This is a genomic window from Stenotrophomonas sp. 99219_Sma, assembly GCF_056480785.1.
In genome coordinates this window covers 2,340,383-2,363,124 of the sequence record NZ_CM151117.1, presented here as the reverse complement: position 1 = coordinate 2,363,124, position 22,742 = coordinate 2,340,383, and the positions used below count along the sequence as shown (strand labels likewise).

Sequence of the window (22,742 nt, the reverse complement as noted above, 5' to 3'; positions counted from 1 at the left end):
TTCCGCCGCCTATGGCGGCCAGAACTCCGGCTCCCAACGTGAATTCCCCGCCCCACCTGTGCAGACCGCAGGCATTTGCCCTGAGGGTGATGTGTCCACGCTAGGCCGGGGCACGGGCAGCAACGCGGATCGGGCCTCATCCACGGAGGCGGGCATTCCGGAAGACGCCTCGCCAACGGGCGGGAACCTCCTTGCGAAAGCCTATGCCCGCTGGCGCGGGCCCATTCTGCGCAGCCTTGCGCGTGTCAGAGGTGCGGACGGTGAGGACGCCCTGCACGACGGTGCAGTCAAATGGCTGGCGGCAAACCCTGCACTGGCCTCGTGCGACCAGCAAGGCGCCTATTTCCGGCGAACGGTGATGAACACCGTGGCCGATGAGTATCGTGAGCACACCGCAGGTCGCCGTCTCCAGACCCTGCCACTGGCAGATGCCGAGGATGCGGGCCAAGCCATCACCAGCGATGAATCACAGTGCCCGTTGCAGCTCAGCGCCCAGCGGCAGCGCCTGGAGCGCCTGCGAGAAGCGCTGGCCGAGCTGCCGGAACGTCAACGCGAGGCCTTCGTGCTCTGCCGCTTCGATGGGCTGACCCAGGAGGACGTGGCCGCTCGCATGCAGATCTCCCGCCGCATGGTGGTCAAGCACCTGTCGCGAGCGGTTGCCTACTGCGAAGTGCGGGTACGCTATGCGTCTCTGGCACAGATGCAGGAACTGCATCGCCCGACCAAGGCGGGCGAGGCGTTGGCGCCTGCCATCGATGCTGATTTTCCCTGCCGATGACCGATCTCCCTTCTCCCGCAGGTTTCGACCCGTTTGCCCTGCATGAGGCGGCGGCCGCGTGGCTGGTACGGCGGCAGGATGCGGACTGGCAACCGAAGGACGAGGCGGCCCTGCAGCACTGGCTGGCCGGGAGCGAAGCACATCGACAGGCGTTCGCCGATGTGACCAGAACCTGGCACGACCTGGGCCAGCTGCCACGCCCCGTACTGGCCTCGGACGCGCATGCGGTGATCACTCCAGCAGTACCTGCACCTGCCGCTCTACGGCGGGGCAGGGCGGCGCGGCGTGCACGCTCGTGGCGCCTGCCCCGCATTGCGGCGGCTGCCGCCGCGGCAATGCTGGCCTTGGGGTACGTCGGCTACGGTTGGTACACCGCGCCCAGCTACGTACAGGACGTGGCCACCGGTGCGGGCGAGATACGTGATCTTCAATTGCCGGACGGCTCACGGATTTCGCTCAATGCACGCAGCACGCTGGCCGTGCATTTCTATCGATCCCGCCGTGAAGTAGTGCTCAGCCAGGGCGAGGCGTTCTTCGAGGTCGCCCCGGCGGCCGACCGACCCTTCACCGTCGATGCCCAGCGCAGCCGGGTGACGGTGGTCGGCACGGCCTTCAATGTGCGCAATGGGCCGGGCGAAGTCGTGGTCAAGGTGCTGCATGGGCACGTGCGGGTGCAGCCGGATCGCGCCGAAGGTGCCTCGCCGGTCAGCCTGCGCGCCGAACAGGGCCTGGCCGTTACCACGCTCACCGCTGCTTATCGCCCCATCGCCGCAAGCGCAGACAGCATTGGCGGTTGGCGCAATGGACGCCTGGTGTTCCGGCGCACCCCGCTGGACGAAGTGGCGCAGGAGGTCGGGCAGTATCTGGGCCATCCCGTCACGTTGGGCCAGCCAGGGCTGAAGTTCCTGCCGGTCTCCGGCTACGCAGCCACCGATGCCCCGGCCACCTTCCTGGAAGCGCTGCCGGATCTGTTGCCCGTGCAGGTGACCCGCACTGCCCAGGGCGGCTATCGCATCGACGAACGGCCTGTCACCCGCTGACGCCGGAACGAAAATTTCTTCCGGCGCGGGTTCCCACCCCACCGCCATTTTCCGTTTACCCCAGTGAGGCCAGTAGCGGCCAAGCATGATGGAGCGGTAATGGGGTACATGAAGATCAAGCGCGCACTTGTTGCTGGCGCGTTCTCTACGGGGGTACACGCCAAGCGGCTGCCGTTGCTGGCACTGTGCATTTCCAGCGCGCTGGCAGCGCCGACCATTGCACAGGCGCAGCCGGCTGCGCGCGTGCAGTTCGATATTCCGGCGCAACCGCTGGATGCCGCACTGCGCCGCTTTTCCGAGCAGTCCCGGCAGCAGGTGCTGTTCAGCGAATCGGCGGTGGCGGGCCGTCGCGCCCCGGCCTTGACCGGCAGCTACACGCCGCAGGAGGCACTGGCGCGCCTGCTGGAGGGGAGTGGCGTGCGTGTCAATGCCACCCGTCCGGGCGTGTTCACCCTGGCCCAGGAAGCAGCAACACCTGCGCGCAGCAAGGAGGCCCAGACCACCCTGCAGACGGTGAACGTGACCGCCAATGCCCCAAGCGATGGCGCTTACACGGCACGTGAGCTGAGCCTGGGCAAGCTGGGGCAGAGCATCCGCCAGACCCCGCAGTCGGTCAGCGTGATCACCCGCCAGCAGCTGGACGACCGCAACCTCACCACGCTGGACGAAGCGCTGGCACAGACCACCGGCGTGACCAAGACCGCCCGCAACTTCGGCAACCACAAGTTCTCGATCCGCAGCTTTACCGTGGACGACAGCAACTATCTGGTCGACGGCGTGGCCGGCATCGTCTATGCCCCGGTGGGCTGGCTGCCGATCGACACCGCCGTGCTGGAACGGGTTGAAGTGCTGCGCGGTGCCGGTGGCATGATGCTCGGCGCGGCCGACCCCAGCGGAGCAATCAACATGGTGCGCAAGCGCCCGCGCGACCAGGCTCATCTGGATCTGGCCGCAACCGTGGGCTCGTGGGACAACTACCGTGTCGAAGTCGATGGCGGTGGCCCGCTCAATGCCGCCGGCAGCGTGCGCGGCCGACTGGTCGCCGCCTACCAGGACCGCGATTACTTCCAGCGGGGCACCTCATCGAAGACGCCGGTGGCCTATGGGGTGATCGATGCCGATCTGGGCACGGATACCACGCTGACCTTCGGCCTGCGCCATCAGGCCAGTGACACCGACGGCTACTGGCTGTTCGGCCTGCCGCGCTACACCGATGGCGGTGCGCTGGACATCAAGCGTTCCACCTCGCTCATCCAGGACTGGAACCGGCAGGAGGGCTCCGTCGACGAAGCCTTTGCAGAGGCGGAGCACCGCTTCAACGAACGCTGGAAGGCACGCCTGTCGGTGAACCGCACCGAGTCGGACCTGGACCAGCGTGTCGCGGTTCCGCTGGGCGGGGTGGACCGCGCCACCGGCATCGGTTCGCGCTTCTATGACATCTATTTCAACCGCTCGCGCGTGCGTAGTGATGGCATCGACCTGCACACCACCGGCAGTTTCGACGCCTTCGGCCGCAGCCATCAGCTGCTGCTGGGCGCGATGTGGTCGCGCCAGCGTACCCGCCAGAGCTCGGCGGACCTGGCCATCGACGTGCCGATCAATGTCTACGCACCCGACCACAGCGCCATCGCGCAGCCGCTGCAGCCCGCGTGGGACTGGTCAGAAAACGCCCGCGCCCAGCAGAGCGGCGTGTACAGCAACCTGCGTCTGCAGCTGGCAGAACCGCTGCACCTCACGCTGGGTGGCCGGCTGAGCTGGGTGAAGTACCAGTCCAGCGATGGCTTCACCGGCGCCAAGAGCCGCGACTACGAACAGAAGCACGAATTCACCCCGTACGCCGGCCTTGTCTACGACCTGGGTCCGCAATGGTCGGTCTATGCCAGCTACGCCGATACCTTCCAGCCGCAGAGCTCGTACGTCACCGCGTCCGGCTCGGTGCTGGATCCGGCCATCGGCGCCAACTACGAGCTGGGCGTGAAGGGTGAGTTGAACGATGGCCGCCTGAATGTCTCCGCCGCGGTGTTCTCCATCCGTAAGACCGGCAACGCCGTGGTGGACGAATCCGACCCGGGCAGCTGCCGTGGCTCGCTGGCGTCGTCCGATTGCTACCGCAATGGCGGCAAGCTGCGCAGCAAGGGCTTTGAGCTGGAGGCCAGCGGCGAACTGGCGCCGGGCTGGCAGATGATGGCGGGCTATACCCACGTCACCAGCCGCGACGATGAGGGCGCGACCATCAGCGCCGAGACGCCCCGCCACCTGCTGCGCCTGTCGACGTCCTACCAGCTGCCGGACAAGTGGAACGCGTTCTCCGTGGGCGGTGGTGTATCGGCACAGAGCAGCTACTCCTATCCGGCCTACGACGACCCGGACTGGCGCATGGGCGCAGCGGGACGTGCCGTGTGGGACCTGCGCGCCGGCTACCGGATCAATCCGCGCTGGAGCGTAGGCGTCAACGTGGCCAACCTGTTCGACACCCGCTACTACGCGATGATCAGCCAGATCCGCCGCGGCAACTTCTTTGGCGAACCCCGCAATCTGATGCTGACGCTGCGCGGCTCGCTGTGATCTTCCGCAACCGGCGGGGCAACGGCCTGCCCGCCACGGGGCAGGCATGAAAGCGGGCTTCCGGCAGAGCATGTCGTGGCTGCACACCTGGTGCGGCCTTACCTGTGGCTGGCTGCTGTGCGCGATCTTCCTGACCGGCACGCTCAGCGTGTTCCGTGAGCCGATCACGCGATGGATGGAGGCCGGCCCCGTGCCGGCCTCCTCGCCGGCGGTGGACACGGAAATGCAGGCGGTACGTGCGCAGCACTGGCTGGCCGCCAACGCCGCCGATGCCCGGGCATGGCAGATCCGTTGGCCTGTCCAGCGGGGCTGGCCGCTGGAGCTGTCATGGGAGGATGGCGACGGCACGGGGCACGAAGGCTGGGTGGATGCCGGCACCGGCATGCCACAGCCTCCACCTCGTCTTCGGGAAACCGAAGGCGGGCGCAACTTCATGTCCTTCCATTACACCCTGCACGGCGGCATGGCCGGCTACTGGCTGGTCGGCTGGATCACCGCCTGCATGCTGCTGGCGCTGGTGTCCGGCGTGGTGGTGCATAAACGCATCTTCAAGGACTTCTTCACCTTCCGCCCGGGCAAGGGACAGCGCAGTTGGCTGGATGCGCACAACCTGAGTGCCGTGCTGACCCTGCCGTTCCTGTTCATGATCGGCTACACCGGGCTGACCTTCTTCTACAGCAGCTATCTGCCGTGGCCGGTGCATGCGGCCTATGGCGATGCCGATGACGCCTATGCGCGCTACGAAGCCGAGCTGGCGCCTGTGCAGCCGACTCCGCCAGGCATCCTGGTATCCACCGCGCAACTGCCGGACCTGCAGCACCTGCTGGCACGCGCGCAGGCCATCATCGGGCAGCCGCCGGCATTGATCGTGATCCAGGCGCCCGGCACCGTGCACAGCGTGGTGGAGGTGATCGGTCGCAAGCCCGTGGGGCGCGCAGACAGGCATCTGCTGACCGAGGCCAGCCGGGTGACGTTCGATGCTGCCAGCGGCGCGCTGCTGCAACAGCATGGTGCACATCCGCATGTCATTGGTGCCGTACAGGTGCACGAAACCATCGAAGCACTGCACAAGGCCGATTTCGGCGGCTGGCCGATGAAGTGGCTGTACTTCATCAGCGGCCTGCTGGGCACGGCGATGATCGCCATCGGCACGCTGCTGTTCTCCATCAAGCGGCGCAAGCGCAGCGAGCATGAGTTCGGCGCGGCCACGGCGGGCATCTACCGCTGCGTGGAAGCATTCAACGTGGCATCGCTGGCCGGGGTGGCGCTGGCAAGCATCGTCTACCTGCATGGCAATCGGTTGCTGCCATTGGGAATGAGCGATCGCAGCGCATGGGAAATACGCATTTTTCTTGCTGCCTGCGCTGCCTCGGTGCTGCACGCGCTGTGGCGCCCACCGCGCCTGGCCTGGATCGAGCAGTTGTGGCTGGCTGCAGCACTGTGCCTGGCGCTGCCGCTGGTGAACATGGCAACCACCGGGCAGGGGCTGCTGATGTATCTGCAGCGGGGCGCGTGGCAGCAGGCCGGCGTGGAGCTGGTCGCACTGGCATTCGGGTTGATGCTGGCAAGAATGGCCCTGATGCTGCAGCGCCGCTGGCCCCGGGCACCGGAGGCGGCGCGCCCGGCCAAGCCTCCGGCCGGGCGGGAACCGGCCTATCGCTGGCAGGTGGCGAGCCGCGTGCTGGCCGCCTCGCTGGGCGGATACCTGATCACTGCCGTTACGGCCACGGCACTGACGTTGTTGTTGCCCGTGCTGGCAGGGGTAAGGACAGCCGTTTCGGTCCTGGCCAGCTCACTGCTGGGGTTCGTGCTGTTCATTGCCGTTGCTGTGGGCGTCTTCAGTACCCGCAGGGTGGGGAGGGTGTGGCTGAGTCTGGCGGCGGGGAGTGCCCTGATGGGGGTGCTGGTGGCAGTGCTGCGGACGGGGTGAGGCCAGGCGGGCGTTGGCCTGTCACATGCTTCCGTCCAGGCTCTTCCGGAAGAACGCCCCCAGCGCTGCAAACGGAATCAGATCGGTCCGGTCATACAGATCCACGTGGCCTGCACCCTTCACCCACAACAGTTCCTTCGGCTGTCCCGCCAGTCGGTAGGCCTCCTCGCTGAATTCCTTTGAATGCGCCTGATCACCCGAAATGAACAACATCGGACGCGGCGAAATGGTCTCGATGTCGTTGAACGGATAGAAGTTCATGAACTTCACGTTGCTGGTCAGCGTCGGGTGGGTGGTGAGCTGCGGTGATGAGCCGGCCGGCGTGAATTCGCCACGCGGCGTTCGGTAGAAGTCGTAGAACTCGCGCTGGATCGGATGAGTTTCTGCCTCAAGCCTATGCACCGTGCCGGAGGTGTACTGTGCGGCGCCGCCCTCGGCTTCGACCCAACGCTGGCGCGCGGCAGCAGCAATCACGGCCTTGCGCTGCTCAACGCTCTGCGAGCGGTTGAGGGCACTGCGGTTCGCAGCGCCCATGTCGTACATGCTGACGGTAGCAATGGCTTTCATGCGCGGGTCGATCTTGGCCGCACTGATCACGAAACTGCCACTGCCGCAGATGCCAAGCACGCCGATCCGTTCGCGATCCACCTGTGGCTGCGTGCCCAGGTAATCGACGGCTGCACTGAAGGCCTCGGCATAGATGTCCGGCGCAACTGCATTGCGGGGCTCGCCCGCACTTTCACCCCAGAATGACTGGTCGATAGCCAGGGTCACGAAACCTTGTTCAGCCAGCTTCTGTGCGTAGAGATCCGCACTCTGCTCCTTCACCGCGCCCATGGGATGGCCCACGATGATGGCGGGTAATGCTTGCCCAGGCCTGCGGTTCTTCGGCACGTAAAGATTGCCGACGATCTGCATGTGGTACTGGTTGTTGAAGCGCACCTTCTCGCTGGTGAGCTGAGTGCTGTGATAGAAGTTGTCCGCGCCGTGGGCCATGTCCTGTCCAACTGCAGTGAGGGGGATGGCCGCGAGGACCAGAGAAAGCAGCAGCGTCTTCATTCGCGCATCTCCGAATACTGTTCGTCGCTTACTTTCTCCAGCCACGTCACCGGGCTGCCATCCACCGCCTCGGCAATCGCGATGTGGGTCATCGCCACTGCGGCACTTGCGCCATGCCAGTGCTTCACGCCCGGGGCGATCCACACGGTGTCACCCGGACGGATCTGCTGGCGTGGCTGACCCCACTGCTGCACCCAGCCCACGCCCGCTGTCACGATGAGGGTCTGGCCCAGCGGGTGGGTGTGCCAGGCCGTGCGTGCGCCGGGCTCAAAGGTGACCGTCGCACCGCCTACGCGTGCCGGCGCAGGGCGTTGGAAGCCGCCGTCGATGCGCACGTTGCCGGTGAAGTAGTCAGCGGGGCCCGCCACGGACGATGCGCTGCCAGCAGGCGTTATGCTCAGATCGTCACTGGCCGGGCCGCCGCCGGTGGCAGGCGCAGCCATGGATATCAACGTGCCGAGAAGCATGGACATGGGGAGTACTCCAGGAGTTGGGGGATTACCAGGCGTAGGCATTGGGCGCCTCGCCACCGGGGCCAGGCCAGATCGCATCCAGTCGAGCCAGTGAGGCATCTGAGAGCTTCAGGGCAGGGGCCTTCAGGTTCTGCAAAAGCTGGTCCACCGTGCGGGGACCGCTCAGCGCGGTGGTCACCACCGGGTTGTGCAGCAGCCAGGCCAGCGCCACGTCGGCGGGCACCTCGCCCAGCTCATCGCAGAACGTTTCATACGCTTCCAGCTGCGGGCGCAGCTGTTCGATACGCTGCAGGAGCTGCGGGGTAGCGCGTCGGCCATTGGCGACCTTCTTCAGCATGCCTCCCAGCAGGCCCATGCCGATCGGGCTCCAGGGAATCAGGCCCAGCCCGTGGTAGCGCAGTGCCGGGATCACTTCCAGCTCCACCGTGCGCTGGGTCAGGTTGTACAGGCTCTGCTCGGCCACCAGGCCGAAGGTGTGCCGCGCAGTAGCCACGCCCTGTGCGGTGGCGATGTCCCAGCCGGCAAAGTTGCTGCTGCCCACGTAGGTGATCTTGCCTTCGCGGATCAGCTGTTCCATGGCCTGCCAGATTTCTTCCCATGGCGTGGCCCGGTCCACGTGGTGCATCTGGTACAGATCGATGTGGTCGGTCTGCAGCCGGCGCAGGCTGGCCTCGCAGGCGCGGCGGATGTGGTACGCCGACAGCCGGCGATCATTCGGGCCCAGCCCCATCGGCTGGTACACCTTGGTCGCCAGTACCAGGCCGTCACGCTTGCCACCGCGCTTGAGCCAGCGCCCGATGATCTCTTCGGAGAGGCCGAAGCCCTGCGCCATGTCCGGCGACTGCGGCCCGCCGTAGACGTCTGCGCTGTCGAAGAAGTTGATGCTGGCGTCCACGGCGGCATCCATGATGGCGAAGCTGGTTAACTCGTCGGCAAGCTCGCCGAAGTTCATGGTGCCAAGACCCAGCCGGCTGATCTTCAGGCCCGATCGGCCCAGACAGGTGTAGTGCATGGGGGACTCCTTCAGGTATGGACAGGCAGGCGATGGTGCTGCGCCGAGCGCGCAGCGATGCAGGACGTGACCACCGAGCCCAACAGCAGGACAGCGCTGAACCAGAACGTGGCGCGGTAGCCCTGGTGGTCCAGCAGCAGGCCGCCCACGGTCGCACCGATGGCGATGGCCATCTGCACCACGGCTACCATCAGGCCGCCACCGGCCTCGCCGTCATCGGGCAGGGTGCGGGCCAGCCACGACCACCAGGCCACGGGCGCCGACGTGCCAAGCAGGCCCCACAGGGCGAACAACACCGCCACCCTCGGCAGCGTGTTGCCGAGCAGGATCATGCACACCGCCACCACGGCCATCAGTGCGGGCAGCAGCACCAGTGTGCGGAAGAGTGCCTTGTGCATGAAGGGCTCGATCAACACCGTGCCGGCCAGGCCCGCAGCACCCATCAACAGCAGCAACAGCGACAACGTCGAAGGTGATACGTGCAGCGTGGCTTCCACGAACGGGCGCAGGTAGGTGAACAGCGAGAACTGGCCCATGAAGAACAGGCTCACGCCCGCCATGCCCCACGCCACCGGCGGGCGCTTCAACAGCGCGAACACATTCCAGGAAGCGCGCCCGGCGGTCGCCTTCATCGATGGCAGCGCGGCGATCTTCCACAGCAGGGCCACCACAGCCACCGGCACCAGCGAGAAGAACGCACCGCGCCAACCGATGATGGCGCCGAAGTAGCTGCCCATCGGCGCTGCAATGACCGTGGCAAGCGCGTTGCCGCCGTTGACGATGGCCAGTGCACGGGGCACCTGGTGCGAAGGAACCAGGCGCATGGCGGTGGCCGCCGACATGGCCCAGAAGCCACCGATGGCCACGCCGATCAGCGCACGGCCCAGCATGAACACCGGGAAGCTGGGCGCCAGTGCCGCCAGCGTTCCCGAGAGGATCATTGCGGTAGTGAGGCCCAGCAGCAGCCATTTGCGGTCCAGCTGCCCGGCCAGTGGCGAGACCAGCAGGCTGGTGACCAGGGCGAACCCGCCGGACACCGCGATGGCCTGTCCGGCCTGGCCTTCACTGACCCGCAGGTCCGTGGCGATGGGCGTCAGCAGGCTGACCGGCATGAATTCGGAAGCGACCAGCGCGAAGGCGCCGAGTGACAGGGCCAGCACGGCACCCCATTCCCTGGGGGATGCCGAGCGAACAGGCGCGGCCGTGCTCGCCCCGGTCGGGGGGAGATTGAGTGAACTCATGAAGGTTTCCAGGCCCAGAAGCGCGATGACGGCGGAAAGCTCCGGCTGCCGGAGCTCCCGTGGTGGGGGAGGGGGCCAGTCTGGACCACGCGCGGGTGTTTGATTAGATAATCAATTGCGAATGGCTCAATTAGTTGTGCTAATTAATTCCTGTGACACACTGCACGCATGGCACGACGCAACTTCAATGACCTGCTGGCTTTCGTGACCGTAGCGCGGGAGGGCAGCTTTACCCGCGCGGCGGGCGTGCTGGGGGTTACCCAGTCCGCACTGAGTCAGGCCATCAAGACCCTGGAAGAGAGTCTCGGTATTCGGCTGCTGACGCGCACGACGCGCAGCGTTTCGCCGACCACGGCCGGCGAGCGCCTGCTGCAGTCGATCGGCAACCACTTCGACGACATCGAAATGGAGCTCGAAGCTCTTACTGCATTGAGGGACACACCGGCCGGGCAGGTCAGGATCACCAGCGGCGACCACGTACTGCGCACGGTGCTGCTGCCCAAGCTGATGCCGCTGCTGCACCGCTATCCGGACATCCGCATCGAGTTCGATGTCAGCTATGCACTGCGTGACATCGTTGCCGACCGCTTCGACGCCGGTGTTCGCCTTGGCGAATCCATCGACAAGGACATGGTCGCCCTGCCCATCGGCCCACGCCTGCGCATGGCCACCGCAGGGACGCCGGGCTACTTCGCTGCGCACGGAATGCCGAAGGTGCCGGGCGATCTGACTGGTCACCGGTGCATCAACATCCGTCTTCCCACCAGCGGTGGACTGTATGTGTGGGAGTACGAGAAGAAGGGTCGCGAGATCAATGTGCGCGTGGATGGCCCGCTGGTGTTCAGCACGTCACCGCACATGGTCGATGCCGCGCTTGATGGCCTGGGCCTGGTGCATCTGCCCGTTGATGAGCTGGCACCCCATCTGGAAAGCGGCCGCCTGGTGCGGGTACTGGAGGACTGGTGCCCGCTGTTCCCCGGCTATCATCTGTATTACCCGAGCAGGCGGCAGCCTTCCCCGGCGTTCAGCCTGGTGCTGGAGGCATTGCGGGTCTAGGTCGATGTTGCCTCGATGACCGTCCGGCATCACAGCCGCGATGGGCTCACTGGAACTGGATCGCCGCCCTGCAGCCGGCCCTCGCGTGCGGGTTCTTCGCTACCGATCCGGAAACGTGCCGCATCCCAACCGATGCAGAACGCGGCAAGAGTTTGACCAGGCAGAACGCACGCTTGGACAGCCCACCCGTCTACTGGGCGGGGCACGTTCTACGAGTACCTTGCAATGCGTATTCTGGACCTCCTGGACACGCTGCGTTCACGGCCACCGACACCCGCGCTCACCACACTGCACCTCCCTTACGCACAAAGAGGTGCGACATGGCCACCTGTGATGTCTGCGGCAACAACTACGACAAGAGTTTCACCCTGCAGCAGGGCGGACGCAGCGGAACCTTCGATTCGTTCGAGTGCGCCATCCATGCATTCGCACCGCGCTGTGCACATTGCGACTGCGCGGTTATCGGACATGGCGTTGAAGGAAAGGGCCAGATCTTCTGCTGTGCACATTGCGCCGGTCATGCCGGTGTACAAGGTGTAGCGGACCGGGCCTGAGCTGCCTCGGTTTGACCCTGCCGATTACGCAGAGACCAGCGACGAAAGTCGAGCGACCCGGGCTGCACCCGAGTTCACCAGCACTGCCAGTGCACGCCGTTTCTGGGAGGGCATCGCCGCCACAGCTTCCAATGCCACCACGACCTCGAACTCCCTGGCGTTGGCGTCCAGCGCCGTGGCCAGGACACACGAGTCGGCCGTCATGCCAGTGAGGCAAAGACGGCGTACTCCCAGCTTGGCCAGCAGAATCGGCAAGGGACTGGCGAGGAACGCCGAGTGCTTGGGCTTGAGCACGAAATAGTGGCCGGGCAGGGGGGAGAGGGTTGTGGCAATTCGGGCAGCCGTCCCCCCGTCCCGCTGGCACTGCTCCACTTGCTGGCGGAAGTCCCGCTTCCAATCTGAGAAGTTGTCATTGGCATAGATGACTGGCCACCCTTGGTCATCGAAGTGGTCTCTCAGGCAGCGGATCTGCCGGGCCGCCTTCTCTGCCGCTGGCGCCAGCGCATCTGCACCTGGGAAGTCGAAACGACTGAACATGTCGATGATCAGCAGGGCGGTAGAAGGGGCACGTGCCATGCCTCAATCTCCTGTCTGGGCATGGGGCGCTTCGACCGGCTTGGACTGTGGCGAATCCTTCTGGCGCAGGAAGATGGTCAGCACAACCAGAGACAGCACGGCCAGAAACTCACTTTGCCAGTTCTGCATGGATTCGAACCAGAACGTGCTGCTGGCCAGGTGCTCGAGAAAGCCCGGCACTGGCAGGCCCTGCAGCTGCTGCTCGGCTTGTTCGGCTCGCCAGCTTCCCAATGCGTGGAGCGTAAAGCTGGTCAGGAACAACAGGCCGAAGGCGATCGCAAGCGAATGGCCATAGATGATCTTCCATGCGCCACCAAGCCTCACGGGCCAGGGCGTGGCCCCCGGCTCGACGCGATTCTGTTCCTGCGCAGGGTCCAAGGGCCGCGATTCGGCCGAACCGCGCTGGCGAAGGCTCACTGTCAGAAGGACATACATCCCCATCTGCAGGAATTCGCTCTCCCAGTTCTCAAATGTGGCGCTGACGAAATGCCCGGTTGCCAAGTAGTGCCAGAGATCGATCGGCGTGCGTCCGTGCTGCACCAGCTCCTGGTTGTGCACGTGATGTCCCGCAATTGCCTGCCCACCAATGAATACGACGGTGAGCACAAGCAGCACCAGCGAGAGACCGTTGCGCTTCCACATGCAACACCTCGTTCAGGCTGTTCCAGAGACCATGCATGAAGCTTGCGCGGTCGCAGCGCCATGACTTGTGATTGCTGCGCATCCAGAATGTGATGTGGTCTCAACGTTTCCCTGTTGGATCGGGATCAGGACGCTCGTAGTCCTCGGGTACAGCCTTGGGCCCATCGCCATCGTCGGGCATGTCGTGCTCCTTCCATCTGGCTCGATCATTGCGCCGCTTGTCCGGCGTATGTGCCTTCGACTGATCATCCACGTCCGTGGTCGGATTGAAGGGGAGTTTGTCGGTCATGGGTTGCTCCTGCAGCAGGAGGTTGAAGCGTGCAATCAATCCGGTTAACGCGGTGACGTCGCGAAATGAACACCATGCACACCGGGATGTCACCGCAGGGGGAGGGGGTGTTGCGATGCTGGAACCCCCTCTTGCTGGAGAAGCGCGATGCAGGCATTGACCTACCACGGCCGCAAGGATGTACGTGTCGAGACCGTGCCGGACCCGGTACTGGCGGCTGACGACGATCTGATCCTGCGTGTTACCGCTACCGCCATCTGCGGCTCGGACCTGCATCTGTATAGGGGCAAGATTCCCGATCTGCACGACGGCGATGTGCTGGGCCACGAATTCATGGGCGTCGTGGAAGAGGTCGGCAGCGGCGTCACCCAGGTCAACCCGGGGGATCGGGTGGTGATTCCCTTCGTGATCGCCTGTGGTGAGTGCTTCCACTGTCGGCTGGCCGAGTATGCCGCCTGCGAAACCACCAATACCGGCAAGGGCGCCGCGCTGAATCAGAAGGGCCTTCTGCCGCCGGCCGCGCTGTTCGGATACAGCCATCTGTATGGCGGGGTTGCCGGTGGCCAAGCGGAGTTCGTGCGCGTGCCCAAGGCGAATGTGGGCCCGCTACGTATTCCGGAAGGCGTAGCCGACGAGCAGGTCCTGTTCCTGTCTGACATCCTCCCCACCGGCTACCAGGCCGCGCTGAACGCAGGGGTGAAGCCGGGCTCAACGGTGGCCATCTTCGGTGCGGGCCCGGTAGGGCTGATGAGCGCGGCCTGCTGCCGGCTGCTGGGGGCGGAGACCATCTTCATGGTCGACCATCTTCGTTACCGCCTGGACTATGCGCGCCGGGCCTACGGGGTGACCCCCATCGATTTCAACGAGATCGAAGACCCGGCCGATTTCATTCTTGCCCACACCAGTGGGCGGGGCGTGGATGCCTGCATCGAGGCGGTAGGCTTCGAGGCCGAGGGCAGTGCGCTGGAGTCAGCATTGACCGCCGTGAAACTGGAAGGCAGCAGCGGCGTGGCGATCCGGCAGTGCATCGCGGCAGCACGCCGCGGCGGGGTGGTCAGCATCCCAGGCGTCTACGCCGGCTTCATCCATGGCTTCCTGCTGGGTGACGCGTTCGACAAGGGGCTGACGTTCAAGATGGGGCAGACCCATGTGCAGGGACTGATGCCGGAACTGCTCGACGCAATCATGGAAGGAAAGCTGGACCCGGGTGACATCATCTCGCACCGGATGCGCCTGGCCGATGCAGCGCAAGGCTATGCAATGTTTGATGCCAAGGACGACGACTGCCGCAAGATCGTATTGACACCTTGAGCGTGCCGACATGAGCGCGATCATCATGACGTGCGTCTATGCGCTCTGGTTGGCCGCCGGTTGGCTCGACTTCCATTTCCACCGGCGTACCGACCTGCCGCACACCTCTGCGTTGCGGGAAAGCGCATTGCACGGGCTGCAGCTACTGCTGATTGGCAGTGGCGTTCTGGCATGGCTCCTGCTGGAGAATACCCGGTCACTCGTCGCGCTCCTGGCGCTTCTGGTCACCGCACACGCGATCACCGGCTATTTCGACACCGTCAGCGCGGACGGTCGCCGGCGTATCAGTCCAGCGGAGCAGCACGTACACAGCGTGCTCGATGCCGCGCCCTGGGTTCTGCTGGGCTGGGTCGGCTGGCACGCGCAGCCGCGTTGGTCGCTGAGCATGGATCCTGCGGCGCTTGAGACCTGGTGGCTCGTTCTGCTGCCTGCGCTGGTGCTGGTGGTGCTGCCATGGCTGTGGGAATTGCAGCAGTGCCTGCGCGTGAGGCAGCAACGGCGTGGGACAGGTGCGTGAGGATCACTGCGCAGGGCATTCATGTGCCCGCCACACCTCCAAGACAGTGATGTGACCGCCTGCCGCCTACGTTCATGACATATCTTCATTGCAGAAGCCCTCATGCAGGATGTGACGCCGCCATCATCATTGATCAACCGCGCCCGCCAGGTACTCGTCCAGCAGCCTGAACTGCCATTACCGGGATGCGGGCAGACACTGGATCGTTGGAGGGCGCTTGCGGCGTTGGGGGGCGAAGATCTCTGCCTGGCCAAGGTGCTGGAGGCACACTACGACGCGCAGGCGATCATGGCCGAGTTGAAGGCACCGTCGGCTACTGAAGGCCAACTGTGGGCGGTGTGGGCCGCAGAGGGCCCGGCGAGCACACTCCGCATCGACGCCGAGGGCAGGCTGCGCGGGGACAAGCCCTGGTGTTCGGGCAGCGCCTGGGTGGATGCCGCATTGGTCACGGTTCGCAGCGCTCAGGGGGTGTGGCTATGCCAGGTCGCGGCGGAGCACTGGACGACGCTGTCGGGTGAGCCTTGGCCCGCCGTCGGCATGGCCGGGATTCCGTCCACCACCGTGCGCTTTGATGCCGCGCCGATGGTGATACTGGGCGCGCGCGATGACTATCTGCAGCGACCGGGCTTCTGGCATGGAGGCGCGGGTATTGCGGCGGTCTGGTTTGGCGCAGCGGTCGCGCTGGCCGAGCGCATGCGATCCGCCTGCACCGAGGGAAATCGCGCACGTCTACTGGGCGAAGTGGACCTCGCGCTGGCGCCGGCCGCGGCGCTGCTTCGCGAACTGGCGGCACGCATCGATGCCGAGCCCGAATCGGCGCATCGCGAGGACGTGGTGCGGGTACGTTGCGTGATCGAGCGTGCGGCCACGCGCGTGCTGGATCTGGCGGGTCGGGCCCTGGGCCCGGCCCCCATGTGCCTGGAAGACGCCCATGCCCACCGCTGCGCGGACCTGGCCGTGTTCCTTCGCCAGAACCACGCCGACCGCGATTGGGAGTGGTTGGGTGTGCAGCGGGCGGCCCAGGAGGCGACATGGGCGCTGTAGCCAATGCACCGCTGCAAGGCGAAGGAACCCAGGAGCAGGCATGGCTGCGCTGCCATTGGCTCTGGCAGCAGCCGATCACACCGGCAAGCGGGCTGTGCACCGGGCATGACCGCCTGGTGGTGGTCGCGCCGCACCCGGATGACGAAATCCTCGGCTGTGGCGGACTGCTCCATCACGCAGTGGGGCAGGGCATGGAGGTGAGCGTCGTTGCCGTGACGGACGGCGAAGCATGCTATCCGGGCGAGCCGTGGTGGACGCCAGGGCGCTTGCGGTCGGCACGGCGGGCGGAGCTTGCCGCGGCCCTTGGCGAACTCGGCATCCCGGCCGGTTCCATATTTCACCTGGGTATCGCCGACGGCGCGGTCAGCACGCACGAACAGGGCCTGGAAGGCTGGCTGCAACAGCATCTGCAGCCGCGTGACCTGGTCCTGGCGCCATGGCGGTTTGATGGCCACCCCGACCATGAAGCGGCAGGGCGTGCTGCCTGCCGCGCCGCCCGGGCGGTGAGGTGCCGCCGCTTGGAGTACCCGGTCTGGGGATGGCACTGGTTGGATCCGGCCTGTGCACATATGGCGTGGGAGGTGCCCAGACTGGTCGACATTTCAGCAGTGGCGGCCGCGAAACGAAACGCGATCGCGCATTTCCGGACGCAGACGGGCGACGTGCCGGGCTTGAACAGCCCTCCGGTGCTGCCCGCGCATGTACTGACCCGATTCTTCCGAAACTACGAGGTATTCCTGGCATGAGCGCGCAACCGTACTTCGATGACCTGCATGAGCAGGAGGACCCGTTCGGCTACCGAAGCCGATGGTATGAAGAACGCAAGCGTGCACTGCTGCTGGCAAGCCTGAGCCAGCGCCATTTCATTCGCGGGTGGGAGCTGGGTTGTTCCAATGGCGTGCTGACCGAGGCCCTGGCCGCCCGCTGCGAGCGCCTTCTGGCAACCGACATCAGCCCGCGTGCTGCGTTCCAGGCGCGCCGCAACCTGGCCCACCTGCCGCACGTGCAGGTCCACTGCGCCAGCCATCCCGAGCAATGGCCGCCGGGCCGCTTCGATCTGATCGTCTGCGGCGAAATGGGCTACTACCTGGGAGCCGGCGCGCTGCGCGAGCTGCGCACCGGTATCGGGGAAGCGCTTCGTGATGATGGACTGCTGGTGGCCTGCCATTGGCTGCCCTCGTTCCCGGGGCGCGCGAGCCGCACCGAGGTCGTGCATCGATGCCTCGGTGAAGGCCTGCAGGAGGCCTTCCACTATCGCGACGCGGACTTCGTACTGCAGGGCTGGACGCGCGGCGCGATGTCGTTGGCCCGACTGGAGGGCCTGCGGTGATAGGCGTGCTGGTTCCGGCCCACAACGAGGCCGCCAGCATGGAGCGGTGCCTGCAGTCGATCAGGAGGGCGGCCCTGAATCCCGGGCTGGGTGGCGAAGCGGTGGAGGTGATTGTTGCGCTGGACGATTGTTCGGACGCCACGGAATCCATCTGCGCCCAGCAACGGGTTGATACGCTGCGGTTGGATGCACGCTGCGTGGGCATCGCCCGGGCCGCCGCCGCCGCCGAGCTGCTGGGTCGGGGTGCAAGATGGCTGGCGAGCACGGACGCGGACAGCGAGGTACCTCCTGAGTGGCTGATCGCACAGCTTGAGGCACGCCCGGACGTCTTCTGCGGGCTGGTGGACATCGCAACGAACTGCAGCGCCGAGGAGCGCCTGCGCAAGGCGTTCCGGAGGCGGCAGCAATGGGGGGACGATCATGGGCGTATCCACGGTGCGAACCTGGGTGTTTCCGCCCAGGCCTATCGTGCGGCAGGCGGCTTTTCGCCGCTGCACTGCGGGGAGGACGTCCAGCTGGTGAGGACATTGCAGCGCCTCGGCGCTGATGTGCGGTGGGCGGGTGCGCCGCTCGTCATGACCAGTGCCCGCCTGGCAGGACGCGCGACAGGGGGATTTTCAGCCTATCTGGCGGAGATGGGAGCGGCGGGCGCCGCTTCGGCGGCGGGCCAGCCAATCCTGTTGACTTGAAAATCAGGCATTTCGGCGCGCCATGGCGGAATGCAACGGAAATGCTGTTAAAAACCCCGGTTCGCCGGGCAATATGTGACCAATTCACGTTTGGCGTTTACGGTCTCTCAACGACACCGGCCTTAGATTGAGCGACCGGGAGAGCAGGAGCGCCACCATGCCGAACAGAGCGATTGTCTATGTCAGCGAAGCCGTCGCTGGATTCACGTCCGCGCGCTTGGAAGCACTGATGGAAGATGCGGCCCGCTTCAACCGATCAGCGGGTGTGACCGGCGTGCTTCTATTCGACGGCCGGCACTTCCTGCAATACATGGAGGGCCCCGCCGATGGGCTGGATGTGGCCTTCTCCCGCGTCAGTGGCGCCGGCAGTCACACCGACCTGATGGAGCTTGCTCGCGGGCGTGTCGGGCAACGGCGGTTGCCGTTCTGGCCAATGCGCTGCCTGCCAGTCAGTGCGGATGAGCTGCGGATGATCGCCCTTGCTGACTGGACCAGTTTCATCCAGCGGGCGGCGACGAACCAGGCGGGAGCTACCGCGATGGAAAAGCTCCTCTCGATCGTCGAACCCTATGCTAAAGCGGCCTGACTGGTCGACGCGTTGCTGTAGGCCGACCCTCCCGAATTTCGCAGGGCGGCGCAGGACAAGTGAAACGGGTTTTCCCTTGCTGACACCCCACTGAGTTGACTGCGACGCAGGATCAGTGCGTGGTCAAGGGCGTGCAGGCATCGCCCATCACGCGTTGGACGGCCTGCTGCAACTGGGCGATGTGGAAAGGTTTGGCCACGAAGGCCGCGCTTCGGTGGCGCTGCGGCACCAGTTGGTCATAGACCGCAGACACAAACAGGAACGGGATGCCAAGCTCGGCCAAGCGATCGGCAACCGGAAAGACCACGCCGTCACGAAGCTCCACATCCAGCACGGCGCCATCGAACGTCTGCTTCTCCAACAGCCCCATCGCATCAAACACGCTATACGCATGGGTTACCTGGCCCCCCCCGTCTTCGAGCGCCTGCTCCATCAGTGCGGCCAGATCGAACTGATCCTCCACCAGCAGCAGGTTGCACCTGCGCCGGCTCATATCGGGTTGCATGCGCGCATGCCTGTATTGCCTCGGGAACTGCAGTGTGTGCTGTGCTGCATCAAGGCTGCGAGTGTGGAATGTCAGCCCGGTGCGAAGCTGGGAAGGTGTCGCCAATGCTGTCGAGGTGGCGTGGAAAGAGCCCGGCGTTCCTTGACGGCATTTTGGCAGCGGCCATGGATTATTGCCGCCATCTTCGACACTGGAGCTTCTGCCATGCATCGACCTGGAACCGATCCCGCTTCGCCACGCGTGCTGCGTGTCGAGAGCATGTCCCTGGACTGCGGTGGCACCGCCGTTGTTGTAGAGCTTGACCGGACACCCGAACGGGTATGGATGAAGTCGCTGAAGCGAGCCGTTCAGGCCAACACCGCCCTGGAGGGGGCGCAGGCCAAGTTCGATGGCCGTTTTGTGTATTTCGTGGGCATGGAGGAGAGTGGGAATCGCGTCCAGCATCACGTGATGCAGGCGCTGATTTCGGCGGAACCGGGCCGCGACCCGGCCAGGCCCAGGGGTTTCCCGGGCGCGGCACTCTCCAGCTCGATGACCGCCTGAGTGCGACCTGCGCCGATACGGCATTCCGCCTTGATTGCCACTGTCAGCCCATGCCGGCCGCCGTCGCGGCTGAAGCCCGCCATGTGCTGGCACGCGTGCGCACATCTGAAGCGCACGTTGCGTGTAGACGCGATGCGCAGCGGCCACGCCACAGCTCGACGCAACCTCCACACCGGTCTCACCGCGCGTACGATGCGCGTCGCTAAGGTAGGGCTGTCTGCAACAACCGGTGGTGTCATGCCTCTTCGCGCAATTGCCTATGTAAGTGAAGCGTCCGACAGCCTGACTGCGGAACGACTGCAGCAGCTTGTGATGGACGCGGTGCTGTTCAATGAATCCGCCGATGTCACCGGTACGCTGTTATTTGATGGCAGCCGCTTCCTGCAGTACCTCGAAGGCCCCGAAGCGGGGATCAGCAGCGCGTACAAGCGGATCCTGGCAGCCGGCAGCCACAGTGGCGTGGTCGAACTCAACCGGGGGAGGGTGGGCCGGCGGCAGTTCCCCCATTGGCGGATGTGCTGCGTGCGGGTGGATGAACTGGCGCTGGGAAAGATTGCCATCTCCGACTGGACAGGCTTCGTGCGCAGCGGATCGGCGCTGGCTTCAGGCACCAGCGCGCTCGATCGCCTGCTGTGGGTGACGCAGTCAAATGTGGACGGCGCCGCCAGCAGCGCTCTGGAACCTGACGGCTGGGTGGCGCGGTGAACACAGCTCCGTCGCCGCCTGGTCCGACACGCATTGGTTGCGCTGGCTGGTCGCTGTCCCGGTCGGCGCAGGGAGCCTTTGGGCAGGGCAATAGCGTTCTTCAGCGCTACGCCACCCGCCTGCCCATGGTCGAGATCAACTCCTCGTTCTACCGTCCGCACCTGCCCAGCACCTATGCACGGTGGGCTGCGAGCGTGCCGGACCATTTCCGCTTCGCAGTGAAGATGCCGCGCTCGATCAGCCATGAACACCGGCTTCGCGATGCAATGCCACCGCTGCAGCGGTTCCTCGATGGCGTGCTGGCACTGGGTGACAGGTTGGGTCCGCTGCTGCTCCAGTTGCCACCCAGCCTGGCATACGAACCGGCGACGGCGGAGGGATTTCTGCATGGTCTGCGTGCACGTACCCAGGTCGATGTGGCCTGCGAGCCGCGCCATCCCAGTTGGTTCACTATGGAAGCGGACGCCCTGCTGAGCGACCATGGTGTTGCCCGGGTTGCAGCGGACCCGGCACGGGCACCCTCAGCTGCGATTCCCGGCGGGGACCGCACGTGGAGCTATTGGCGCTGGCACGGCCAGCCGCAGATCTATCGAAGCGCCTACAGCGAACAGACCTTGGCGGGCCTGGCGCGGGAGCTAGAGCTCGAATCGGATACGCAACGATCAGTCTGGTTCGTACTGGACAATACCGCGCTGGGCCACGCCACCAGCAACGCCCTGCGCCTGCAGGCCCTGCTGCAGGAGGGAGAGCATGCCTGAGGGACCATCCATCGTCCTGCTGTGCGAGGCTGCGAGGCATTTCAAAGGGCACGTCGTCCGCGCGGTTTCAGGGAACAGTCGGATCGATCTGTCGCCACTTCAAGGACGCAGGGTGAAAGCCGTTCGAAGCTGGGGCAAGCATTTCCTGTTGGAGTTCAGCCACCAGACCCTGCGCATCCATCTGATGATGTTCGGCAGCTGGCGCATCGACGAACGGAAGCCAACCCCTGCGCGGGTGTCCCTGGAGTTCGACAATGGCGAGCTGAACTTCTATGCCTGTTCCGTAAAACTCATTGGCGAGCCATTGGACGACGTCTATGATTGGCGCGCGGATGTGTTGAACGATGCCTGGGATCCGAAGCTGGCCCGGCGCAAGCTGAAGGCAATGCCAGGCGTCCTGGTCTGTGACGCGCTTCTGGACCAGACAATCTTCGCCGGCGTCGGTAACATCATCAAGAACGAGGTGCTGTTCCGCATAGGCGTGCACCCGACCACTCGCCTGGGTAACCTGCCGCCGCGCAAGCTCACCGCCTTGATCACGCAGGCACGCACCTACAGCTTCGATTTCCTGGAGTGGAAGCGCCGCTTCGAGCTGAAGAAGCACTGGCAGGTACACACGCGCAGGATCTGCCCGGTCTGCGGTGGCCCGATCAGCAAGCTGTACATGGGTACCACCCGGCGGCGCACATTCTTCTGCCCGAACGACCAGGTGCTGTACGAACCCTGAGGCCGCCTTCCATGGCGGCCGGGCTGCATTCGACGCGGCTCAGGCAGCCTGCGCGGCCTTGGCATTGCCGCCGCCCTTGGCCAGCAGGGTCAGCTTTTCATCGGTCGCCTTCTCTTCCTCCAGCGTCTCCAGCAGCAAGGGAAGGGCATCCTTGTAGCCCAGCTGTTTGGCCAGCGCGGCGATGGTGCCGTAGGACGCAATTTCGTAATGCTCGACCTTCTGTGCGCCACCGATCAGGGCGGCATCGCGCACAGGGCCCTTGTCGATGCTGTCGATCACTTCCTTACCTTCCTCTACCAGACCTTCCATTGCCGCGCACTTGATGCGCTTCAGGCGGATCCCAAGCACCTCCACTACCTGGTCGATGCGCTCGATCTGGCCCTGGGTTTCTTCCAGATGCGTTTCGAACGCCGCCGCCAGATCCGGATTCTCGGCCGCACGGGCCAGGCGCGGGAGGGCCTTGGTCAGCTGCTTCTCGGCGCTGTAGATGTCCGAGAGTTCGTGGATGAACAGGTCTTCCGCCGTCTTGATAGCCATAGTGGGCTCCGCGTTGAGTGGAGCGCTCAGCGTAGGCGTCGCCCGGTTGCGCCAAAGCAGGGGCCAGGTGAAGGCTGCATGGGAACGTCAGCAGAAAGCCTGCGCGCCGTCTTCACGAAGCGGCGCCTGTCACTGTGTGTGGCTGCATTTCAATGCCGGCAGGCCTTCGGCATGGCTTCAGGATGGCATCGCAGCTTGGGACTGCTTGCGTCCCCGGTCGATGGCCTCCGTCGGAACAGCCCTGCAAGGCCCTGCCAGGCAGTGCCTTGCACCAG

General features: G+C 65.2%; 26 protein-coding genes. 17 read left to right on the top strand and 9 right to left on the bottom strand.

Annotated features, from left to right (window positions below):
• Window positions 1–91: 91 nt before the first annotated feature.
• The 4 genes from ACZK13_RS10895 (at window position 92) to ACZK13_RS10880 (ending at window position 6,313) form a co-directional block, all read left to right on the top strand.
• The gene (locus ACZK13_RS10895; RefSeq protein WP_253143156.1) at window positions 92–778 is read left to right on the top strand and encodes an RNA polymerase sigma factor; all 687 of its coding nucleotides are present in this window, start codon (window positions 92–94) and stop codon (window positions 776–778) included.
• Window positions 775–1,818, top strand: a complete 1,044-nt coding sequence (locus ACZK13_RS10890; protein WP_253143155.1) for a FecR family protein — start codon at window positions 775–777, stop codon at window positions 1,816–1,818. The genes ACZK13_RS10895 and ACZK13_RS10890 overlap by 4 nt, the downstream gene beginning before the upstream one ends.
• A gap of 108 nt (window positions 1,819–1,926) precedes the next feature.
• The gene (locus tag ACZK13_RS10885) at window positions 1,927–4,383 is read left to right on the top strand and encodes a TonB-dependent siderophore receptor (RefSeq protein WP_478481626.1); all 2,457 of its coding nucleotides are present in this window, start codon (window positions 1,927–1,929) and stop codon (window positions 4,381–4,383) included.
• A gap of 46 nt (window positions 4,384–4,429) precedes the next feature.
• Window positions 4,430–6,313, top strand: coding sequence for a PepSY-associated TM helix domain-containing protein (locus ACZK13_RS10880; protein ID WP_478481625.1), 1,884 nt, complete (start codon window positions 4,430–4,432; stop codon window positions 6,311–6,313).
• Between the two features lie 21 nt (window positions 6,314–6,334).
• Here the strand turns inward: ACZK13_RS10880 and ACZK13_RS10875 are convergent, their stop codons facing one another.
• Genes ACZK13_RS10875 through ACZK13_RS10860 form a run of 4 tightly spaced genes read right to left on the bottom strand, consistent with a single transcriptional unit; the run spans window position 6,335 to window position 10,098 of the window.
• A complete protein-coding gene (locus ACZK13_RS10875) occupies window positions 6,335–7,372 on the bottom strand; it encodes an alpha/beta hydrolase (RefSeq protein ID WP_180837092.1) in 1,038 nt (345 codons plus the stop codon).
• Complete coding sequence (locus ACZK13_RS10870; protein ID WP_065723301.1) at window positions 7,369–7,845, bottom strand: (R)-mandelonitrile lyase; 477 nt, start codon at window positions 7,843–7,845, stop codon at window positions 7,369–7,371. The genes ACZK13_RS10875 and ACZK13_RS10870 overlap by 4 nt, the downstream gene beginning before the upstream one ends.
• Before the next feature lie 25 nt (window positions 7,846–7,870).
• The gene (locus ACZK13_RS10865; protein WP_180837090.1) at window positions 7,871–8,857 is read right to left on the bottom strand and encodes an aldo/keto reductase; all 987 of its coding nucleotides are present in this window, start codon (window positions 8,855–8,857) and stop codon (window positions 7,871–7,873) included.
• Between the two features lie 11 nt (window positions 8,858–8,868).
• Window positions 8,869–10,098 (bottom strand): MFS transporter, encoded by a 1,230-nt coding sequence (locus tag ACZK13_RS10860; protein WP_253143152.1) that lies wholly within the window; start codon window positions 10,096–10,098, stop codon window positions 8,869–8,871.
• Window positions 10,099–10,266: 168 nt separating this feature from the next.
• On the opposite strand from ACZK13_RS10860, the gene ACZK13_RS10855 reads away from it, so the two are divergent.
• A complete protein-coding gene (locus tag ACZK13_RS10855) occupies window positions 10,267–11,154 on the top strand; it encodes a LysR family transcriptional regulator (RefSeq protein ID WP_006367409.1) in 888 nt (295 codons plus the stop codon).
• A gap of 320 nt (window positions 11,155–11,474) precedes the next feature.
• Window positions 11,475–11,708: a hypothetical protein gene (locus ACZK13_RS10850; RefSeq protein WP_049422290.1), complete on the top strand. Its 234-nt coding sequence runs from the start codon at window positions 11,475–11,477 to the stop codon at window positions 11,706–11,708.
• A gap of 24 nt (window positions 11,709–11,732) precedes the next feature.
• Here the strand turns inward: ACZK13_RS10850 and ACZK13_RS10845 are convergent, their stop codons facing one another.
• From ACZK13_RS10845 to ACZK13_RS10835, 3 genes are all read right to left on the bottom strand, one after another.
• Window positions 11,733–12,284, bottom strand: coding sequence for a cysteine hydrolase family protein (locus ACZK13_RS10845; RefSeq protein ID WP_253143151.1), 552 nt, complete (start codon window positions 12,282–12,284; stop codon window positions 11,733–11,735).
• 3 nt (window positions 12,285–12,287) lie between these two features.
• A complete protein-coding gene (locus ACZK13_RS10840; protein ID WP_180837084.1) occupies window positions 12,288–12,926 on the bottom strand; it encodes a DUF6766 family protein in 639 nt (212 codons plus the stop codon).
• A gap of 100 nt (window positions 12,927–13,026) precedes the next feature.
• Window positions 13,027–13,215, bottom strand: a complete 189-nt coding sequence (locus ACZK13_RS10835; RefSeq protein WP_080355380.1) for a hypothetical protein — start codon at window positions 13,213–13,215, stop codon at window positions 13,027–13,029.
• A gap of 147 nt (window positions 13,216–13,362) precedes the next feature.
• On the opposite strand from ACZK13_RS10835, the gene ACZK13_RS10830 reads away from it, so the two are divergent.
• The 7 genes from ACZK13_RS10830 to ACZK13_RS10800 all read left to right on the top strand — a co-directional run bounded on the left by ACZK13_RS10830 (window position 13,363) and on the right by ACZK13_RS10800 (window position 18,692).
• Entirely contained in the window at window positions 13,363–14,526 is a 1,164-nt protein-coding gene (locus ACZK13_RS10830) for a zinc-dependent alcohol dehydrogenase (RefSeq protein ID WP_253143150.1), read from the top strand.
• Window positions 14,527–14,536: 10 nt separating this feature from the next.
• Window positions 14,537–15,043 (top strand): hypothetical protein, encoded by a 507-nt coding sequence (locus ACZK13_RS10825; protein ID WP_125893182.1) that lies wholly within the window; start codon window positions 14,537–14,539, stop codon window positions 15,041–15,043.
• A gap of 102 nt (window positions 15,044–15,145) precedes the next feature.
• Window positions 15,146–16,087 carry an acyl-CoA dehydrogenase middle domain-containing protein gene (locus ACZK13_RS10820; RefSeq protein ID WP_197615162.1) on the top strand — a complete coding sequence of 314 codons (942 nt, stop codon included), beginning with the start codon at window positions 15,146–15,148 and terminating at the stop codon, window positions 16,085–16,087.
• Complete coding sequence (locus tag ACZK13_RS10815) at window positions 16,075–16,833, top strand: PIG-L deacetylase family protein (protein WP_478481620.1); 759 nt, start codon at window positions 16,075–16,077, stop codon at window positions 16,831–16,833. Before ACZK13_RS10820 ends, ACZK13_RS10815 begins: the two co-directional genes overlap by 13 nt.
• Window positions 16,830–17,417, top strand: a complete 588-nt coding sequence (locus tag ACZK13_RS10810) for a class I SAM-dependent DNA methyltransferase (RefSeq protein ID WP_180837078.1) — start codon at window positions 16,830–16,832, stop codon at window positions 17,415–17,417. Before ACZK13_RS10815 ends, ACZK13_RS10810 begins: the two co-directional genes overlap by 4 nt.
• Window positions 17,414–18,106 (top strand): glycosyltransferase family 2 protein, encoded by a 693-nt coding sequence (locus tag ACZK13_RS10805; protein WP_197615159.1) that lies wholly within the window; start codon window positions 17,414–17,416, stop codon window positions 18,104–18,106. The genes ACZK13_RS10810 and ACZK13_RS10805 overlap by 4 nt, the downstream gene beginning before the upstream one ends.
• A gap of 157 nt (window positions 18,107–18,263) precedes the next feature.
• A complete protein-coding gene (locus tag ACZK13_RS10800) occupies window positions 18,264–18,692 on the top strand; it encodes a BLUF domain-containing protein (RefSeq protein WP_049463400.1) in 429 nt (142 codons plus the stop codon).
• 112 nt (window positions 18,693–18,804) lie between these two features.
• Here ACZK13_RS10800 and ACZK13_RS10795 read toward each other — a convergent pair whose 3' ends face one another.
• Window positions 18,805–19,197, bottom strand: a complete 393-nt coding sequence (locus tag ACZK13_RS10795) for a response regulator (protein WP_180837258.1) — start codon at window positions 19,195–19,197, stop codon at window positions 18,805–18,807.
• Window positions 19,198–19,401: 204 nt separating this feature from the next.
• On the opposite strand from ACZK13_RS10795, the gene ACZK13_RS10790 reads away from it, so the two are divergent.
• The 4 genes from ACZK13_RS10790 (at window position 19,402) to ACZK13_RS10775 (ending at window position 21,930) form a co-directional block, all read left to right on the top strand.
• Complete coding sequence (locus ACZK13_RS10790) at window positions 19,402–19,740, top strand: hypothetical protein (RefSeq protein WP_197615158.1); 339 nt, start codon at window positions 19,402–19,404, stop codon at window positions 19,738–19,740.
• Window positions 19,741–19,977: 237 nt separating this feature from the next.
• Window positions 19,978–20,445, top strand: coding sequence for a BLUF domain-containing protein (locus ACZK13_RS10785; RefSeq protein WP_478482517.1), 468 nt, complete (start codon window positions 19,978–19,980; stop codon window positions 20,443–20,445).
• Window positions 20,446–20,570: 125 nt separating this feature from the next.
• Window positions 20,571–21,203, top strand: a complete 633-nt coding sequence (locus ACZK13_RS10780) for a DUF72 domain-containing protein (RefSeq protein WP_478481618.1) — start codon at window positions 20,571–20,573, stop codon at window positions 21,201–21,203.
• Window positions 21,196–21,930, top strand: a complete 735-nt coding sequence (locus ACZK13_RS10775; RefSeq protein WP_197615156.1) for a DNA-formamidopyrimidine glycosylase family protein — start codon at window positions 21,196–21,198, stop codon at window positions 21,928–21,930. Before ACZK13_RS10780 ends, ACZK13_RS10775 begins: the two co-directional genes overlap by 8 nt.
• Window positions 21,931–21,969: 39 nt before the next feature.
• On the opposite strand, the gene ACZK13_RS10770 is transcribed toward ACZK13_RS10775, so the two are convergent.
• Window positions 21,970–22,467 (bottom strand): YciE/YciF ferroxidase family protein, encoded by a 498-nt coding sequence (locus tag ACZK13_RS10770; protein ID WP_005416567.1) that lies wholly within the window; start codon window positions 22,465–22,467, stop codon window positions 21,970–21,972.
• Between the last annotated feature and the right edge of the window lie 275 nt (window positions 22,468–22,742).

Coding starts and splice junctions, on each gene's coding strand:
- ACZK13_RS10810 (WP_180837078.1), top strand. CDS start 16,830: ATGAGCGCGCAACCGTACTTCGATGACCTGCATGAGCAGGAGGACCCG.
- ACZK13_RS10860 (WP_253143152.1), bottom strand. CDS start 10,098: ATGAGTTCACTCAATCTCCCCCCGACCGGGGCGAGCACGGCCGCGCCT.
- ACZK13_RS10795 (WP_180837258.1), bottom strand. CDS start 19,197: ATGCAACCCGATATGAGCCGGCGCAGGTGCAACCTGCTGCTGGTGGAG.
- ACZK13_RS10855 (WP_006367409.1), top strand. CDS start 10,267: ATGGCACGACGCAACTTCAATGACCTGCTGGCTTTCGTGACCGTAGCG.
- ACZK13_RS10800 (WP_049463400.1), top strand. CDS start 18,264: ATGCCGAACAGAGCGATTGTCTATGTCAGCGAAGCCGTCGCTGGATTC.
- ACZK13_RS10830 (WP_253143150.1), top strand. CDS start 13,363: ATGCAGGCATTGACCTACCACGGCCGCAAGGATGTACGTGTCGAGACC.
- ACZK13_RS10825 (WP_125893182.1), top strand. CDS start 14,537: ATGAGCGCGATCATCATGACGTGCGTCTATGCGCTCTGGTTGGCCGCC.
- ACZK13_RS10780 (WP_478481618.1), top strand. CDS start 20,571: ATGGTCGAGATCAACTCCTCGTTCTACCGTCCGCACCTGCCCAGCACC.
- ACZK13_RS10890 (WP_253143155.1), top strand. CDS start 775: ATGACCGATCTCCCTTCTCCCGCAGGTTTCGACCCGTTTGCCCTGCAT.
- ACZK13_RS10850 (WP_049422290.1), top strand. CDS start 11,475: ATGGCCACCTGTGATGTCTGCGGCAACAACTACGACAAGAGTTTCACC.
- ACZK13_RS10785 (WP_478482517.1), top strand. CDS start 19,978: ATGCCTCTTCGCGCAATTGCCTATGTAAGTGAAGCGTCCGACAGCCTG.
- ACZK13_RS10770 (WP_005416567.1), bottom strand. CDS start 22,467: ATGGCTATCAAGACGGCGGAAGACCTGTTCATCCACGAACTCTCGGAC.
- ACZK13_RS10835 (WP_080355380.1), bottom strand. CDS start 13,215: ATGACCGACAAACTCCCCTTCAATCCGACCACGGACGTGGATGATCAG.
- ACZK13_RS10815 (WP_478481620.1), top strand. CDS start 16,075: ATGGGCGCTGTAGCCAATGCACCGCTGCAAGGCGAAGGAACCCAGGAG.
- ACZK13_RS10775 (WP_197615156.1), top strand. CDS start 21,196: ATGCCTGAGGGACCATCCATCGTCCTGCTGTGCGAGGCTGCGAGGCAT.
- ACZK13_RS10790 (WP_197615158.1), top strand. CDS start 19,402: ATGCATCGACCTGGAACCGATCCCGCTTCGCCACGCGTGCTGCGTGTC.
- ACZK13_RS10840 (WP_180837084.1), bottom strand. CDS start 12,926: ATGTGGAAGCGCAACGGTCTCTCGCTGGTGCTGCTTGTGCTCACCGTC.
- ACZK13_RS10875 (WP_180837092.1), bottom strand. CDS start 7,372: ATGAAGACGCTGCTGCTTTCTCTGGTCCTCGCGGCCATCCCCCTCACT.
- ACZK13_RS10820 (WP_197615162.1), top strand. CDS start 15,146: ATGCAGGATGTGACGCCGCCATCATCATTGATCAACCGCGCCCGCCAG.
- ACZK13_RS10865 (WP_180837090.1), bottom strand. CDS start 8,857: ATGCACTACACCTGTCTGGGCCGATCGGGCCTGAAGATCAGCCGGCTG.
- ACZK13_RS10870 (WP_065723301.1), bottom strand. CDS start 7,845: ATGTCCATGCTTCTCGGCACGTTGATATCCATGGCTGCGCCTGCCACC.
- ACZK13_RS10885 (WP_478481626.1), top strand. CDS start 1,927: ATGAAGATCAAGCGCGCACTTGTTGCTGGCGCGTTCTCTACGGGGGTA.
- ACZK13_RS10880 (WP_478481625.1), top strand. CDS start 4,430: ATGAAAGCGGGCTTCCGGCAGAGCATGTCGTGGCTGCACACCTGGTGC.
- ACZK13_RS10845 (WP_253143151.1), bottom strand. CDS start 12,284: ATGGCACGTGCCCCTTCTACCGCCCTGCTGATCATCGACATGTTCAGT.